The sequence below is a fragment of the Ruania halotolerans genome (genome assembly GCF_021049285.1).
Lineage (GTDB): Bacteria > Actinomycetota > Actinomycetes > Actinomycetales > Beutenbergiaceae > Ruania > Ruania halotolerans.
In genome coordinates this window covers 1779774-1794004 of the sequence record NZ_CP088017.1, presented here as the reverse complement: position 1 = coordinate 1794004, position 14231 = coordinate 1779774, and the positions used below count along the sequence as shown (strand labels likewise).

General features: G+C 66.4%; 13 protein-coding genes. 12 read left to right on the top strand and 1 reads right to left on the bottom strand.

What is annotated here, in order from left to right; genetic code table 11:
- Positions 1–93 precede the first annotated feature (93 nt).
- From LQF10_RS07870 to LQF10_RS07850, 5 genes are read left to right on the top strand one after another with little or no spacing between them, the layout of a single operon-like run.
- Positions 94–1173, top strand: a complete 1080-nt coding sequence (locus tag LQF10_RS07870) for a LacI family DNA-binding transcriptional regulator (protein ID WP_231066927.1) — start codon at positions 94–96, stop codon at positions 1171–1173.
- Positions 1170–2849 carry an FAD-dependent oxidoreductase gene (locus LQF10_RS07865; RefSeq protein WP_231066926.1) on the top strand — a complete coding sequence of 560 codons (1680 nt, stop codon included), beginning with the start codon at positions 1170–1172 and terminating at the stop codon, positions 2847–2849. Before LQF10_RS07870 ends, LQF10_RS07865 begins: the two co-directional genes overlap by 4 nt.
- An 11-nt stretch (positions 2850–2860) precedes the next feature.
- A complete protein-coding gene (locus LQF10_RS07860; protein WP_231066925.1) occupies positions 2861–4150 on the top strand; it encodes an ABC transporter substrate-binding protein in 1290 nt (429 codons plus the stop codon).
- A gap of 4 nt (positions 4151–4154) precedes the next feature.
- Positions 4155–5099, top strand: coding sequence for a carbohydrate ABC transporter permease (locus LQF10_RS07855; protein WP_231066924.1), 945 nt, complete (start codon positions 4155–4157; stop codon positions 5097–5099).
- On the top strand, positions 5089–6036 hold the full coding sequence (locus LQF10_RS07850; protein WP_231066923.1) for a carbohydrate ABC transporter permease: 948 nt from the start codon (positions 5089–5091) through the stop codon (positions 6034–6036). The genes LQF10_RS07855 and LQF10_RS07850 overlap by 11 nt, the downstream gene beginning before the upstream one ends.
- Positions 6037–6058: 22 nt before the next feature.
- Here the strand turns inward: LQF10_RS07850 and LQF10_RS07845 are convergent, their stop codons facing one another.
- Positions 6059–7237, bottom strand: a complete 1179-nt coding sequence (locus tag LQF10_RS07845; protein WP_231066922.1) for a XylR family transcriptional regulator — start codon at positions 7235–7237, stop codon at positions 6059–6061.
- Between the two features lie 210 nt (positions 7238–7447).
- Here LQF10_RS07845 and LQF10_RS07840 point away from each other — a divergent pair, with 210 nt between their 5' ends.
- The 7 genes from LQF10_RS07840 to LQF10_RS07810 all read left to right on the top strand — a co-directional run bounded on the left by LQF10_RS07840 (position 7448) and on the right by LQF10_RS07810 (position 14207).
- A complete protein-coding gene (locus tag LQF10_RS07840; protein ID WP_231066921.1) occupies positions 7448–8407 on the top strand; it encodes a carbohydrate ABC transporter permease in 960 nt (319 codons plus the stop codon).
- Positions 8404–9261, top strand: coding sequence for a carbohydrate ABC transporter permease (locus LQF10_RS07835; protein WP_231066920.1), 858 nt, complete (start codon positions 8404–8406; stop codon positions 9259–9261). Before LQF10_RS07840 ends, LQF10_RS07835 begins: the two co-directional genes overlap by 4 nt.
- The gene (locus LQF10_RS07830) at positions 9258–10274 is read left to right on the top strand and encodes a Gfo/Idh/MocA family protein (protein ID WP_231066919.1); all 1017 of its coding nucleotides are present in this window, start codon (positions 9258–9260) and stop codon (positions 10272–10274) included. The genes LQF10_RS07835 and LQF10_RS07830 overlap by 4 nt, the downstream gene beginning before the upstream one ends.
- An 82-nt stretch (positions 10275–10356) precedes the next feature.
- Positions 10357–10944 (top strand): hypothetical protein, encoded by a 588-nt coding sequence (locus LQF10_RS07825; RefSeq protein ID WP_231066918.1) that lies wholly within the window; start codon positions 10357–10359, stop codon positions 10942–10944.
- Between the two features lie 2 nt (positions 10945–10946).
- Complete coding sequence (locus LQF10_RS07820) at positions 10947–11984, top strand: Gfo/Idh/MocA family protein (RefSeq protein ID WP_231066917.1); 1038 nt, start codon at positions 10947–10949, stop codon at positions 11982–11984.
- A gap of 95 nt (positions 11985–12079) precedes the next feature.
- Positions 12080–13396 (top strand): ABC transporter substrate-binding protein, encoded by a 1317-nt coding sequence (locus tag LQF10_RS07815; protein ID WP_231066916.1) that lies wholly within the window; start codon positions 12080–12082, stop codon positions 13394–13396.
- Between the two features lie 25 nt (positions 13397–13421).
- Positions 13422–14207: an SDR family NAD(P)-dependent oxidoreductase gene (locus tag LQF10_RS07810; protein ID WP_231066915.1), complete on the top strand. Its 786-nt coding sequence runs from the start codon at positions 13422–13424 to the stop codon at positions 14205–14207.
- Positions 14208–14231: the final 24 nt, after the last annotated feature.

Here is a 14231-nt window from a genome sequence, read left to right as displayed (position 1 = left end):
ACCCCGATGCTAATGCGTATGACTGCCAGAAATCTAGAAATATCTGCTCATCAACGCCGCCACTGCCGCCGCGCACGATCGACAGGAACAGTCATGACCACCAAAGGCACACCGTCACTGCGGATCACCCAGCGCCGCATCGCGGAACTGGCCGGCGTGAGCCAGTCCACGGTCTCGCTCGTGGTCAACGGCAAAGCGGATGCCATCAGCCGGATCCCCGCCGAGACCCGCGAACGCGTGATGCAGGTGCTGCGCGAGGCCGAATACGTGGCCGATCCCGCAGCGCGCCGGCTCGCGGGAGTGGGTAACCGGCTGATCGGCGTCTTCACCTACGAACCCGCCTTCCCGGCCGCGAGCCGGGACTTCTACACCTCACTGCTCACCGGGATCGAGTCTCAGGCCGAACGCCTCGGCTACGACCTGTTGATGTTCACCTCTGCCCCAGTCCACGAGGGCCGGCGCCGCCTCTTTCACCCGGCCAACCGGTTGCGCCTGGCCGACGGATGCCTGCTCCTCGGCCTCGAAATGGACGGTGGCGAGCTGGAGCGGCTCGTGGACAGCGGCTTCCCGTTCGTGGCGATCGGTCGGCGTGCGGCACGCGGGGTCCCCTATGTGGCTGCCGACTACGTGGCCGGCACTGCCGAACTGGTCGAGCGGGCGTGGAACGCGGGTCATCGCAGCTTCGCTCTACTGCACCGGGAGAGCACCGGTGAATCGGTGCTCGATCGTCTGCTCGGCTTCGATACCGAACTGCAACGGCGCAGTCCGGACGGCGCCGCCCTCGCCCTGCGCCGCGCCACTGACGGCCTCGAGCTGGAAGCCGACTGGGCCGCACTGCGCCGCAGCGGTGCCACGGTCGCCTTCGTCGAGGACCCTCACCACGCCCAGCGCATCCACGCGATGGCGATGCGTGATGGCGTCAGCGTTCCCGGCGACCTCTCGCTGGTCACCTTGGCGGACCCCTCGCACGGTTCGGCCACCGACCCCGACCTGACGCGGCTCAGCCCGCCCCGGACTCGCCTCGGTGCCGAGGCCCTCACCTTGCTCGGGCGAATCCTCGACCCCGACGTCGAGGTAACCGACAGCGAACGACGTATCACCCTGCCGTGTGCCCTCGTGAGCGGATCCACGCTCGCAGCGCCGACCACCCCGAACCTGGAGGAAACCTCATGACCCACACACCCGCGCCGAACCCGCCCACGGTGGCGGGTCTCGGGAGGCCTGCGACCAGCGGGGTCGGCGACGAGCTCAGCACCGACGTGCTCGTCGTCGGTGGCGGACTCGGCGGCGTAGCCGCCGCACTCGCTGCACTCGAGGCCGGGTGCCGGGTGGTGCTCACCGAGGAGTACCGGTGGCTCGGCGGGCAACTCACCAGCCAGGCAGTCCCACTGGACGAGCACAGTTGGATCGAGCAGTTCGGTGCCACCGCACGCTACCGCCGGCTGCGCGAGGGGATCCGCGACTACTACCGGCAGCACTATCCGTTGACTGAGCGAGCCCGGGCCGAGAGGTACCTGAACCCGGGCAACGGCCTGGTCAGCCGCATGTGCGCCGAACCCGCCGTCGGCGCTGCCGTCCTGGAGCAGATGCTCGCCCCGCACCGCACGTCCGGGCGGCTCGTGGTGCTGCAGCCGGCGGTACCCGTGAGCGCCGACGTGGACGGTGATCTGGTGCGAGCGGTGACCCTGCGGCTGACCGAGTCCAACCGGCAGGTCAGCGTCGCGGCACGGTACGTGCTCGATGCCACCGAGCTCGGCGACCTACTGCCGATGACCGGTGCCGAGTACGTCACGGGTTTCGAGTCCCGGCATGAGACCGGGGAGCCGAGCGCGCCCGAGGAGGCGCAGCCAGACAACCAGCAGGCGTTCAGCTGGTGCTTCACCGTGGACCACGTCGACGGTGAAGACCACACGATCGATCCGCCGTCGGACTACGCACAATGGCGCGCCAAACAGCCCGACTACTGGGGCGCGCCGATGATCTCGCTGACCGCGCCGGATCCCCGCACCCTGGAGATCTCCACCCGCACCTTCACCCCGCACCCGGCGCCGCGCACCGGCGCCGTGGCGGACCAGGCGAAAGATCCCGGGGACAGCGAGCTGTGGACGTTTCGCAGGATCATCGATCGCACCAACTTCACCCCCGGCACCTTCGCCAGTGACGTAGTGCTGGTGAACTGGCCGATGATCGACTACCTCGACGGCACCCTGGTGGACGTTACGGCCGAGGAGTCCGAGCGGCACCAGGCGGCTGCCCGCCGGCAGTCCCTCTCGATGCTGTACTGGCTGCAGACCGAAGCACCCCGCCCGGACGGCGGCACCGGCTTCCCCGGGCTGCGATTGCGCGGGGACCTGACCGGCGGACCGGACGGGCTCGCCATGGCTCCCTACATCCGCGAGTCGCGCCGGCTGCGCACGGTGGGCCGGGTGACGGAGAACGACCTGTCCATCGCGGTCAAAGGGCACGGCCGCCCGTTCACCACACCGGACTCGGTGGGCATCGGCATGTACCGGGTGGATCTGCACCCCTCCTCCGGCGGTGACAACTACGTGGACGTGGCCAGCACACCGTTCGAGATCCCGCTCGGTGTGCTGCTGCCGCGACGGATGCGCAACCTGCTGCCGGCCGGCAAGAACATCGGCACCACGCACATCACCAACGGCGCGTTCCGCCTGCACCCGACCGAATGGAACATCGGTGAGGCATCCGGCGCGCTCGCGGCGTACTGCCTGCACCGCGGAATCGAGCCTCGCACGGTGCGCGAGAGCTCCTCCGATCTGCACGACTACCAGACCCTGCTCACCCGCGACGGCGTCGAACTGCACTGGCCCGACGTCGTCGGCTACTAGAAGGAGACACCATGCGATCAGCAAGGACGCTGACAGGGATCACCCTGGCGGCAGTCGGCTCACTCGTTCTCGCCGCCTGCTCTGGCGGCGGCGAGAGTTCAGGTGAGGCGACAGAGAACATCGATCTGCGGATGACCATCTGGACCTCCAACGAGGACCATCTGGAGCTGTTCAACTCGATCGCCGACGAGTACATCGCCGAGCACCCCGAGATCGACTCCATCACGTTCGACCCGTTGCCTTTCGATGACTACACCTCCACGGTGACCACCCAGATCGCCGGAGGAAACGCTCCGGATCTGGCGTGGGTGCTGGAGAATGCGGCTCCGGACTTCGTGGCCAGTGGCGCGCTCATGTCGCTGACGGACACACTGGAGAACACGCAGGGTTATGCACTCGAGGACCTCTCCCCCAGTGCCACCGAGTTGTGGATGAACGAGGGCGAGCTCATCGCCTACCCGTTCAGCACCTCACCGTTCGTGACCTTCGTGAACAACGACCTGCTCGCCGAGGCCGGCCTTCCGACGGCGCAGGAGATGCTGTCCGAGGGCAGCTGGACCTGGCAGGACGTCAGCGCAGCCGGGTCGACGGTGGCTGAGGAGACCGGCGAATCCGGTTTCGTGATCCGCGATTTCGACTACCTCAACTGGGACTACCTCAGCACCGTGTGGAACGGCTGGGGCGCGGCGCCGTGGAGCGAGGACGGTGCTCAGTGCACGTTCAATGAGCCCGAGATGGCTGAGGCGTTCGCGTTCCTGCATGAGGCGGCCTTCGATCAGGAATCGATGCCCGGACCAGGCACCACCGCGGACTTCTTCGCCGGTGAGGCCGCCTTCACCGTCACGCAGATCTCACGCACCAACCTGCTGCCCGAGGACGGCTTCGACTGGGACCTGTTGCCGTTGCCCCAGGGGCCGGACGGCGAGTACTCGGTCACCGGCCAGGCCGGCATCGGAGTGCTCAGCCAGAGTGAGCACCCGGAGGCCGCGGCCGGATTCCTGGCCTACTTCAGCAACCCGGAGAATGCCGAGCAGCTGGCTCAGTACTTCCCGCCGCCGCGGGAGTCGTTGCTGACCGTGGACGTCCTCGCCGAGGCCAACCCGCTCTTGAGCCCGGAGCAGATCGAGAACGTGGTGATCCCTGGGATCGAGACCGGTCAGGTGCGTCCCAGCCATACCGACTCCGCCGAGATCGGCCAAGAGGTGCGTTCCTCACTCGACGCCCTGTGGACCGCCGACGCCGACATCCCGGCCGTGCTCGATCAGACCTGCACCGCCATCGCACCCCTGCTGGAGAACTGACGCCGTGACTTCGCCCGCCTCGGTGCGCCCGGGTCCTGCACCCGGGCGCACCACGGAACGCAGACGCACGCCCGCGTACGTGCGCCGGGACGCGTGGACCGGATACCTGTTCATCGCGCCACAGCTGCTGGGAATCATCCTCTTTGTCCTGGTACCGCTGGGTTTGATCGTCTATTACTCCTTCCACGAGTGGAACGTGCTCGCCGACACGTTCACCTTCGTGGGCCTGGAGAACGTGGAGAAGCTCTTCAACGACCCCGATCTGGTCCCCGTGCTGCGCGCGACGGCGGTGTTCTCCCTCGGCCTGGTCGTCTTCAACCTCAGCCTCGCGCTGCTGCTGGCCGTGCTGCTGAACCGCAAATGGCGCGGCATCACGGCATTTCGTACCCTGTTCTTCTCCCCCGTGGTGATCTCCCTGGTTGCCTGGACCATCGTGTGGGGCTTCCTGCTGCAAAATGACGGCGGGATCAACGGCCTTCTGTCATTGCTCGGCGTGGACGGGCCGAACTGGCTCCGGGAAGGCTGGGGGGCCATGCTCGCCGTCATCGTGGTGCAGGTCTTCAAGAACGTGGGCCTGAACATGGTGCTCTTCCTCTCCGCCTTGCAGGGCGTGCCGGGTGAGTTGTATGAGGCCGCACGCATCGACGGGGCGAGCAACCGCCGTCTGTTCACCTCGATCACGTTGCCGCTGATCTCCCCGATGATCATGTTGACGTCGATCATCACCATCGTGGGTTCGCTGCAGGTCTACGCGCTCGTGGCCGTACTCACCCAAGGTGGGCCGGGAATTTCCACCACCGTGCTCGTCTACTACCTGGTCCAGCAGTCCTTCGACTTCCACGCGTTCGGCTACGGCTCCACCCTCGCGGTGCTGCTGTTCCTCATCGTGCTCGTGCTGACGATCGTGCAGTGGCAGCTGCGCAAGAGGTGGGTTTTCTATGAGAACTGAGTCCAACAGCGCCCCGGCCGTCGCGCTTGCGCCCGGGACCGGTGGGGCGAACTCACCGGGCATTGCCCCCGGTGCCGCGAGATCGCGCGGGCCCGGTGCGAACCACACGCCGCGGTGGCGAAAGATCGTGTTCTTCGCTGCCTTGAGCCTGCTTGCGATCCCGTTCGTGATGCCCACCTGGTGGATGATCACCTCATCATTGAAGCCGGTCAGCGAGATCTTCGCGTTCCCGCCGTCGCTATGGCCCACAGAGGCGACCTTCGCGGCCTACGCGGATGCGTTCACCCTGCAGCCGTTCGTGCGCCAGTACTTCAACAGCGTCTACATCGCCGCATTCGTGACGCTGGGCACGATGCTGATCTCCGCGATGGCCGGGTACGCCTTCGCACGGATCAAGTTCCGCGGCCAGAACGTGCTCTTCCTCGTGGTGCTCATCGGGTTGCTGATCCCGAGCGAGGTGACCATCGTGCCGTTGTTCCAGATGTTCAACAGTTGGGGCATGGTCGATACGCACTGGCCGCTCCTGCTGGCCACCACCTTCGGTGCGCCCAGCGTGCTCGCCACGTTCATCATGCGGCAGTTCTTCATCACATTGCCGGTGGAACTGGAGGAGGCGGCACGCCTGGACGGCCTCGGCCGGTGGCGCATCTGGCGGCTCATCGCGATGCCGCTGGCCCGCACCGCCATGGCCGCCGTGGCCATCTTCACCTTCCAGCACGTCTGGAACCTCTACCTCGAGCCGACCGTGTTTCTGCAGACACCCGAACTGTTCACCCTGCCCCAGGCACTGACGCGCTACACCGACGCCTACGGCGGCGCGATGTGGAACGTCCAGCTGGCCGCGGCCACGATGACGGTGATCCCCGTGCTGGTGATCTTCGCGCTCGCGCAGCGTCAGTTCATCGAGGGCCTGGCCCAGACCGGGTTGAAGGGGTAACGCGACCTGGCGCTTGAGAGGGTTAGCGCCACCCGTCCTGCCGGGCGATGGATCCGGTGACGTCGCGCCGATAGCGGCCCGGTGAGCGGCCCAGCTGCTTCTTGAAGGCCGCGCCCATGTACTCGGCGTGCTTGAAGTCCAGGCGCTCCGCGATCCGGGTGAGTGTCCAGTCGGTGGAGACCAGCAGCTCGGCCACCCGGTTCATCCGGACCCGAAGGATCTCGGCGTGCACCGTGCGCCCGACCTGCTTGACGAACCGCAGGTCGAGCGCACGGCGGGACAGACCCACTTCCCTCAGCACCTCCGGCACGGTGACATTCACGTCCGCACGATCTCGGATGTAGCGCAGGGCGTGAGCGACGAGCTCATCCTCGACCGACAGCAGGTCCGAGGACTGCCGGGCGACCACGCGCACGGGCGGGATGAGACGAAGCCCGGGTTCGACGTGTTCACCGGCCATCATCCGGTCGAGCAGCTCAGCGGCCAGGTAGCCCGTGCGGCGAGTGTCCGGCTCGATGCTGGACAGGGCCGGGGAGGAGAGCGTGCCGAGCAACTCGTCGTTGTCGACACCGATCACGGCGATCTCATCGGGAACGGCGAGATCGGCGACCTTGCATGCTTCCAGCACTTCATGGCCCGCGATGTCGTAACAGGCGAGTACGCCGACCGGCTTGGGCAAGCCCGTCAGCCAGCGCGCGAGTCGGTCCCGGTCAGCGGCGCGGGTGCCGGTGGGTCGCATCGTGAACTCGTGCGCGGGTGAGCCGTGCCGGTCGGCGTGCTCGGTGAACCCGCTCCCCCGTTTGACCGACCACCCGTACCGCGGATCGCCGCAGAAGGCGTAGTTCGTGATGCCGCGCTCAGCGAAGTGCTCCACCGCCCAGCGTGCGATGTGGTCATCGTCGGTCTCGGCGCCAGGTAGCTCAGGCAACAGCCGGCCGGCGCTCAGGTCGACCGTGGGTAGACCGAGCCGCCGGATGAAGGCCGCGGTCTCTGGATTCTCGATCCGCGCCAGGACCCCGTGCCCATGCCAGCCCTCCAGCCAGGAAAAGTCGGTATCCAGCCGGGAGTGCTCCACCAGGTACAGCGACCAGTCCCGGTGCGCGGCCACGTACTCGTGCACTCCGCGCAGCAGACCACGCGCGTAGGCGTTGGAGGTCTCCACGAGCAGCGCAACGTGCGTGGATCGGGCGTCACTGACCATGTAAAAATTCTACGGAACGCTGCGCAATGACGCATGGTCTTGCCACGGACGGCTGCCTAGCGTGGATGTCAGGAGGTCAACGACGACGACGTATCCCTTCCTTGATCACACCGGTCGGCCCCGCATGCCGACCGAGAAGCAGCCAGGCCGACGCGCCGGAGTGGTCGCGCTCAGCCTGGTGAATCTCCCGCGATCCCAGGAGCAACAACAATGAGCTCACTCACCGAGGAGAAGCGGCGCATGCCGACGCCGACGCTCCGGCCCCCCTCAACGCCCCACTCGCGCAGACGGCGAGCCCTCGCGCCCTACCTCTTCCTCAGCCCCTGGCTGATCGGCTTGCTCGTGTTCGTCATGGGGCCGATGGCCGCCTCGCTGTACTTGTCCATGACCGATTACAACTTTCTCCAGGACCCGAACTTCATCGGCCTGGACAACTTCGTGCGGATGTTCACCAGCGACCCGCGCTACCTCAGCTCGGTCGTGGTCACCGCCACCTACGTGCTCGTCTCGGTCCCGCTCCAATTGATCTTCGCACTCGCACTAGCGATGTTGCTCGACCGAGCGATCGCCGGAATCGCCATCTACCGCGCGGTCTTCTACCTTCCCTCCCTCATCGGGACCAGTGTCGCGGTCGCCGTATTGTGGCGGACCGTCTTCGGTAGCGACGGTCTCGTGAATGGCGCGCTCGGCGCCCTCGGCATCGACACCACGCACAGTTGGGTCGGTAACCCTGACACCGCCTTGATGACCATCATCGCGCTGAACGTGTGGACCTTCGGTTCGCCGATGATCATTTTTCTCGCCGGCCTGCGCCAGATCCCACGCTCGTACTACGAGGCGGCAGAAGTCGACGGTGCCGGACGCGTCCGTCGATTCCTCAGCATCACGATTCCGCTCCTGACACCCATCGTCTTCTTCAACTTCATCCTGCAGACGATCTACGCCTTCCAAGCATTCGTCCCCGCCTACATCGTCAGCAACGGTCAGGGCGGTCCAGCAGATTCGACATTGTTCTACACGCTGTACCTCTACCAGCAGGGATTCGCCAACTTCGACATGGGATATGCCTCCGCCATGGCGTGGGTGCTACTCGTGGTCATCGCCGCAATCACTGGCATCAACTTCGTGCTTTCCCGATACTGGGTCTTCTACGCGGATGGTGACCGATGAGCGCCGAGACCGCAGTCACCGCCCGTACCAAGCCGCCGGCGCGTCGAGTCGCGATGCACGTGCTGCTGATCACGCTCGCCGTCGGGATGCTCTACCCGCTGTTGTGGATGTTGGTCAGCTCGCTGCGCGAGAACGAGAACATCTTCACCAGCGCCGGACTGGCGCTGACCGATGCGACGCTCGCCAATTACGTTCGTGGCTGGGATGCCCAGCAGAATTCTTTCGCAATCTATTTCCGGAACAGTTTCATCGTCACCGGCTCGGTGATTATGGGGAACCTGATCGCCTGTTCTTTGACGGCGTTCGCGTTCGCACGGATGAGATTCCGGCTCAAGGCACTCTTCATGGGAATCATGCTCGTGACGATCATGCTCCCCGAGCACGTCACGATCGTTCCGCAGTACATCTTGTTCTCGGAACTCGGGTGGCTGAACACCTTCCTCCCGCTGACGGTGCCGAAATTCTTCGCGACCGACCCGTTCTTCATCTTCTTGATGGTGCAGTTCATGCGCGGAATCCCCCGTGACATCGATGAGGCAGCTTCCATCGACGGGTGCGGGCCGTTCCAGATCTACTGGCGGATCATGCTGCCGTTGGTGGTGCCGGCGCTGGCCACCACCGCCATCTTCTCCTTCATCTGGACCTGGAACGACTTCTTCCGCCCGCTGGTCTTCCTGACCGACAACGATCTGTTCACTGTGCCGCTGGCGATCCGGCTCTTCGTCGACCTCGGCGGCACCGACTGGGGAGCCCTGTTCGCCATGTCCGTCTTATCCCTCGTCCCGATCTTCATCTTCTTCGTCTTCGGGCAGCGGTATCTGATCCGTGGCATCGCCACGACGGGGCTCAAGTGAGCGCCGAGCGGGTGCGGGTGGCGGTCATCGGGGCGGGCTCCTTCGCACAGTCCCACCTCGCCGCCTACGCACAACTGGAGCGCGCCGACGTCGCGTGGATCTGCGACCCTGACCGCGACGCTGCTCACGCTGCGGCCGAACGATGGGGGGTCCAGCGGATTGCGCCCGACCTTGACACCGTCCTCGCCGACGACGACGTCCAGCTGGTCGACCTCGTCACGCCCGTAGCGCTACACGCCCCCCAGGCGATCCAGGTGCTCGACGCGGGACGTTTCGTCCTCTGCGAGAAACCCATGGCGCTGGGTCTGGAGGAAGCCACCAAGGTCGCCGAGGCAGACCGTGCCTCCGCCGGCAACCTCATGGTCAAGTATCACCAGCGCTTCGATCCGGTGCATGAGCGGGTCCGCGACGGGCTCGCTGAGCAACTCTGGGGCGCCGGGCTGGTGGCACACATCGAGATTCTCGGCGACCACCTCGCGGCCCTGCGCTCCCCGCATCACTGGCGTGGCAATCCAGCGATGACCGGAGGCGGGTGCCTGTTCGAGTCGGGCTCGCACCTGATCGATCTAGCGCACTTCTGGTTCGGACCAGCGCGCCGAGTGACAGCGACGGCGACCCAGCTCGCCGCCGGCAACCCCGACAAGGGCGAAGACACCGCCACCATCGTGGTCGAGTTCGAGTCGGGCACGATGATGACCCTGGTCGGCTTCTGGGGCGCCCCGGGCTGGGACTGGCGCAAGGAGATCTTCACTTCCGAGCAGAACCGCCTCTCAATCGAGACCGGCAGCGACAACGTGCTTCGCCGACGGGACAGCCACGGCGGCGATGAGGTCATCGCCGTGGAAGAGGACTGGTTCGACCGGTCGGTGAGCCGCTCGATCTCGCACGCGCTCGACTGTGCTGCCGGGAACGCTCGCCCGCTGGTGTCGGTGGAGGACTCGATGCAGTCGATGCGCACGCTGGATGCGGCGTACCGGTCCATCGCGGGAGGGCACTCCGTTGAGTTGGCGTGAGAAAACCCTCGCGGAGATGCTCGGCCGCCCAGCAGGATTTCCCCGGCGGACAGCTGAGCCAGCACCCCTGCCTGAGCGCATCATGGACGCGCTGCGAACGGTGAGCCGGTTGGCCGGACTCAGCCTCGTGATGATCGTGCTCGCACTCCCCCTGATCACCGCCGTACCCGCCCTCGGAGCCGGTTCCCGGCTGCTGCTGAAGGCCTCACAAGGCCGGGTCACCGGGCTCTGGCGGGAGCTGCCCAGGGACGTCCGCCGCGCGCTTCCCACCACGTGGTTCCTCGGACCAGCAAGTGTGGCCGTGGTCGCGATCAGCGTGCTGAACCTCGCGTTCCTGGCCGGTCAGCCGGTATCGGCGGCGGGAGCGTTCTACGCCGTCAATGTCTCGGCGCTCTTGATCGCCGTCTGGTGGCTGGCCGCGTGCGTGCACGAGCTGGCTGAGGATCCAGGTGTTGCGCGTTCCGAGCTGGTCAGACGTGCGACGAGCCGAGCAACACGTTTCGGTCCCTGGCACCTCGCCGTGCTGCTGGGAGCGGCACTCACCGTGACCCTCGTGATCCATGTCCCGCTCGTCGGCGTGATCTTCGGCCCTGGCCTGGCGCTGTACCTGGGCCGCGTGGCCACCCCCCGACCGATGACTTCCCTCCAACCCCGCAGAGGTGACCTGTAACGATGCTTGACGTCGCATTCCTGGGTGTGACCCACCCTCACGCCCACGCCTGGGCCGGCGCGGCTCATGAGAACCCCGGCGCGCGGATCACTCGTGTGTACGACCCCGACGCCACCGCCGCCCAGAGTTTTGCCCAGAAGTACGACGCCGAGAGCGTGCACAGCGCAGCCGAGGCGCTGCACGGGGCCGGCGCCGTGGTGGTGGACGGGCGCAACGATGAAGCGCCCGGTTTTGCCGAGATCGCCATCGATGCCGGACTGCCGGTGTTCATCGAGAAGACAGGTGCTCGGACCTCCGCGCGGTTGGCCGAGGTAGCCGATCGCGCCTCGCAGGCCAATGTCCTCACCCAGATGGGCTTCTTCATGCGCTACTCCGACTCCGTCATGCGCACCCGCCAGGCACTCGAGGACGGCGCGTTGGGCGACCTCTATCTGGCTCGCTTCCACGCCGCGATCCCGCACCAGGCCTGGGCCAGCATGACCCACTGGTTCGCCGACGCGAGCAACGTCGTGACGCCGTTCATGGAGGCTGGCTGCCACCTGGTCGACGTGCTGAGGTTGCTCCTCGGTGAACCGCACGAGATCCGTGCTACCAGGGTTCGCCGGAGCGGGACGCCCAGTCCCGGTGAGGATGCCTTGGCGGTGACGATGCGCTGCGCCGACACCGTGGTGGCGATCGACTTCACCGCCCATGAGGCCGACCCCTGGAACATCGGCTGGGGCGGGGAGCTCTTCGGCGATGCCGCCACCCTACGTTTCGGGGTCACGCCGGCACGCACCTCGCTGGGCAGCGGCGACCACGTGCCGGACCTCCTCTCGCCCGTCGCAATGGACGATCCAGACGCTATTCGCACCTGTATGTCGGCCGAGAACGCTGTGCTGATGCGGCGGGGCATGAGCGCCTTCATCGACGCGATCGACAGTGGTTCCCCGTCCCCAGTGGACGCCGAGTCGGGCGCTGCGACCCTGCGCCTGATCGAAGACGTGCTCACGGCCTGCGAGCTGCCGGCCGTACGACCTGACCCCCTCCCGACACCCTGACCTACCCCCGCACACCTGTCCCATCCCACGACCTGACCCCATCCCCACCCCAGACCCGGCTGCGACGACGCAGCCGTTTCATGAAAGGACACATCATGGTCAGCAGAAGGAACTTCCTGCGTACCTCCAGCCTCGCTCTCGGCGCGGCTGCCCTCGGCACCACCACCGCCTGCGGTCAAGGTGGAGGTAGCAACGGTGTCGAGGACGACGACGCCCCCAAGGACATGCGGTTCGCCTGGTGGGGCCACGAGGAGATGAACCGCACCACCAACGAAGCGATCGAGCTTTACAACAGCCGCCACGAGAACGTCACCATCACCCCGGAGAATGCCTCCTGGGACGACTTCTGGGACCGGATGGCCACCCAGATCGCTGGTGACAACGGTGCGGACGCCTTCCAGATGTCGAACCAGATGCTCGTCGACTACGCCGAGCGTGGCGCGCTGCTCGATCTCGAGGAATTCATCGGCGACCCCATCGACATCAGCGACTGGAACAGCGATCTGCAGAACTACGGGATCATCGACGGTATCCGCGCCGGGGTGCCGATGAGCACCGACGCCTTCACGATTCTCGCCGACCGGGACGTGATCCAGGAGTTCGGTCTGGAGATTCCCGACGGCGCGTGGACCTGGGACGACGTCTCCGAGCTCGCGCACAGCATCCGCGAGGCCTCCGGTGGGGAACTGTGGGGCATCAAGGACGGCAGCGGGATGTACGAGGTCTTCGAACCGTGGGTTCGTGGCCGTGGACTGAGCTTCTTCGACACGGAGGCCTCCCCCACCACGGTGGGCTTCAGCAAGGACGACCTGCGCGAGTTCTGGCAGTGGTGGGCCGACATGCGCGCCAGTGGCGCCTGCGTCCCGCCGAATGTGTCCGCCGAGGACACCGGTCACGAGAACAGCCCGATCATCACCGGCGTCGCTCCGCTGTACTTCACCACCAGCAGCGAACTCACCGGTGTGAGGGCCCTGACGCCCTCACAGATTCAGGCGCTGCCAATGCCTGACACAGACGGCGGGAGCAAGCGGGCCAACTTCGTCCGCCCGAATCTGTTCATGTCGGCATGGGCCGGGACGGCCTACCCGATGGAGTGCGCTCGGTTCATGCAGTTCTGGATCAACGACCCCGAGGCCGTCGAGGTGATCGGGAACTCCCGGGGCGTGCCGCCGAGCCCCAGCTCGGCTGAGCTGGTGCAGGAGGATGCCGGCGAGGACGGCCTCCTGACCCCGTCGGACTACCTGGCGCTCATCACCGAGATCGGCGATCCGATGGACTCGCTCACACCTCGTGCTGGTCGAGAGGTCTACCAGTTGCTCTCCCGCACCGCTGAGGAGCTGCGCTTCGAGCAGACCGACATCCCGAGCGCGGTCGACAGCTTCTTCGACCAGGCCGCCTCACTCCTCGCCTGACCCCTACCCGAACACAAGGAGAACCATGCGTTTCACGAACAAGGTCGCTGTCGTCACCGGCGGCGGTGCCGGCATCGGCCGGCAGACCGTCAACATCCTGGCCGCCGAGGGAGCCACCGTGGTGGTCGCCGATCTCGACGGGGAGCTCGCGGAGGAGGCGAGCAAGGAGGCCATCACACTCGGAGCCCCGGATGCGGCGTCGATCCAGCTCGACATCGCCTCGGAGGAGGCCAACATCGCGCTCGCGGGACTGTGCGCCTCCCGCTTCGGCGGCGTGGACGTCCTGGTCAACAACGCCGCAGCGCGGGTCTGGGGGCCCGTCACCGAGGCCACCGTCGACTCCTGGCGGTGGATCACCGACGTCAACCTCATCGGTGTGGGTCTGACCTGCAAGCACATCATCCCGCTAATGGCGGGTCGTCCTGGTTCGGTCGTGAGCGTCTCATCCGCTAATGCCATCACCGGGCGGGCAGGAATGGCTCAGTACGACGCCACCAAGGCCGGGGTACTGGCCCTAACCCGCTCGATGGCGTGCGACCACGCCGACGCTGGGGTCCGGGTAAATGCCATCCTCCCCGGGCCCACGCTGACTGACTTCCACAAGAACCGCGCCGCCGAAGCGGGCAGGGAGATCGACCTGGCTGTGATGACCCCGCACGAGGGCGGTCCCGGCATCCAGCGTCGTCAGGGACGCCCCGAGGAGATCGCCTACGCGATCGCCTTCCTGGCCAGCGACCACGCCTCCTACATCACGGGCGCCTGCCTCGCCGTCGATGGGGGCCTGACCGCGCTCTCCGGACGTCTCGGGTGAGCCGGCCGGGAACAGTCAGCACAC

What these genes read in the sequence shown, in the direction of transcription:
- LQF10_RS07870 (WP_231066927.1), top strand. Translation starts at nt 94, where the DNA reads ATGACCACCAAAGGCACACCGTCACTGCGGATCACCCAGCGCCGCATC.
- LQF10_RS07865 (WP_231066926.1), top strand. Translation starts at nt 1,170, where the DNA reads ATGACCCACACACCCGCGCCGAACCCGCCCACGGTGGCGGGTCTCGGG.
- LQF10_RS07860 (WP_231066925.1), top strand. Translation starts at nt 2,861, where the DNA reads ATGCGATCAGCAAGGACGCTGACAGGGATCACCCTGGCGGCAGTCGGC.
- LQF10_RS07850 (WP_231066923.1), top strand. Translation starts at nt 5,089, where the DNA reads ATGAGAACTGAGTCCAACAGCGCCCCGGCCGTCGCGCTTGCGCCCGGG.
- LQF10_RS07845 (WP_231066922.1), bottom strand. Translation starts at nt 7,237, where the DNA reads ATGGTCAGTGACGCCCGATCCACGCACGTTGCGCTGCTCGTGGAGACC.
- LQF10_RS07840 (WP_231066921.1), top strand. Translation starts at nt 7,448, where the DNA reads ATGAGCTCACTCACCGAGGAGAAGCGGCGCATGCCGACGCCGACGCTC.
- LQF10_RS07835 (WP_231066920.1), top strand. Translation starts at nt 8,404, where the DNA reads ATGAGCGCCGAGACCGCAGTCACCGCCCGTACCAAGCCGCCGGCGCGT.
- LQF10_RS07825 (WP_231066918.1), top strand. Translation starts at nt 10,357, where the DNA reads ATGGACGCGCTGCGAACGGTGAGCCGGTTGGCCGGACTCAGCCTCGTG.
- LQF10_RS07820 (WP_231066917.1), top strand. Translation starts at nt 10,947, where the DNA reads ATGCTTGACGTCGCATTCCTGGGTGTGACCCACCCTCACGCCCACGCC.
- LQF10_RS07815 (WP_231066916.1), top strand. Translation starts at nt 12,080, where the DNA reads ATGGTCAGCAGAAGGAACTTCCTGCGTACCTCCAGCCTCGCTCTCGGC.
- LQF10_RS07810 (WP_231066915.1), top strand. Translation starts at nt 13,422, where the DNA reads ATGCGTTTCACGAACAAGGTCGCTGTCGTCACCGGCGGCGGTGCCGGC.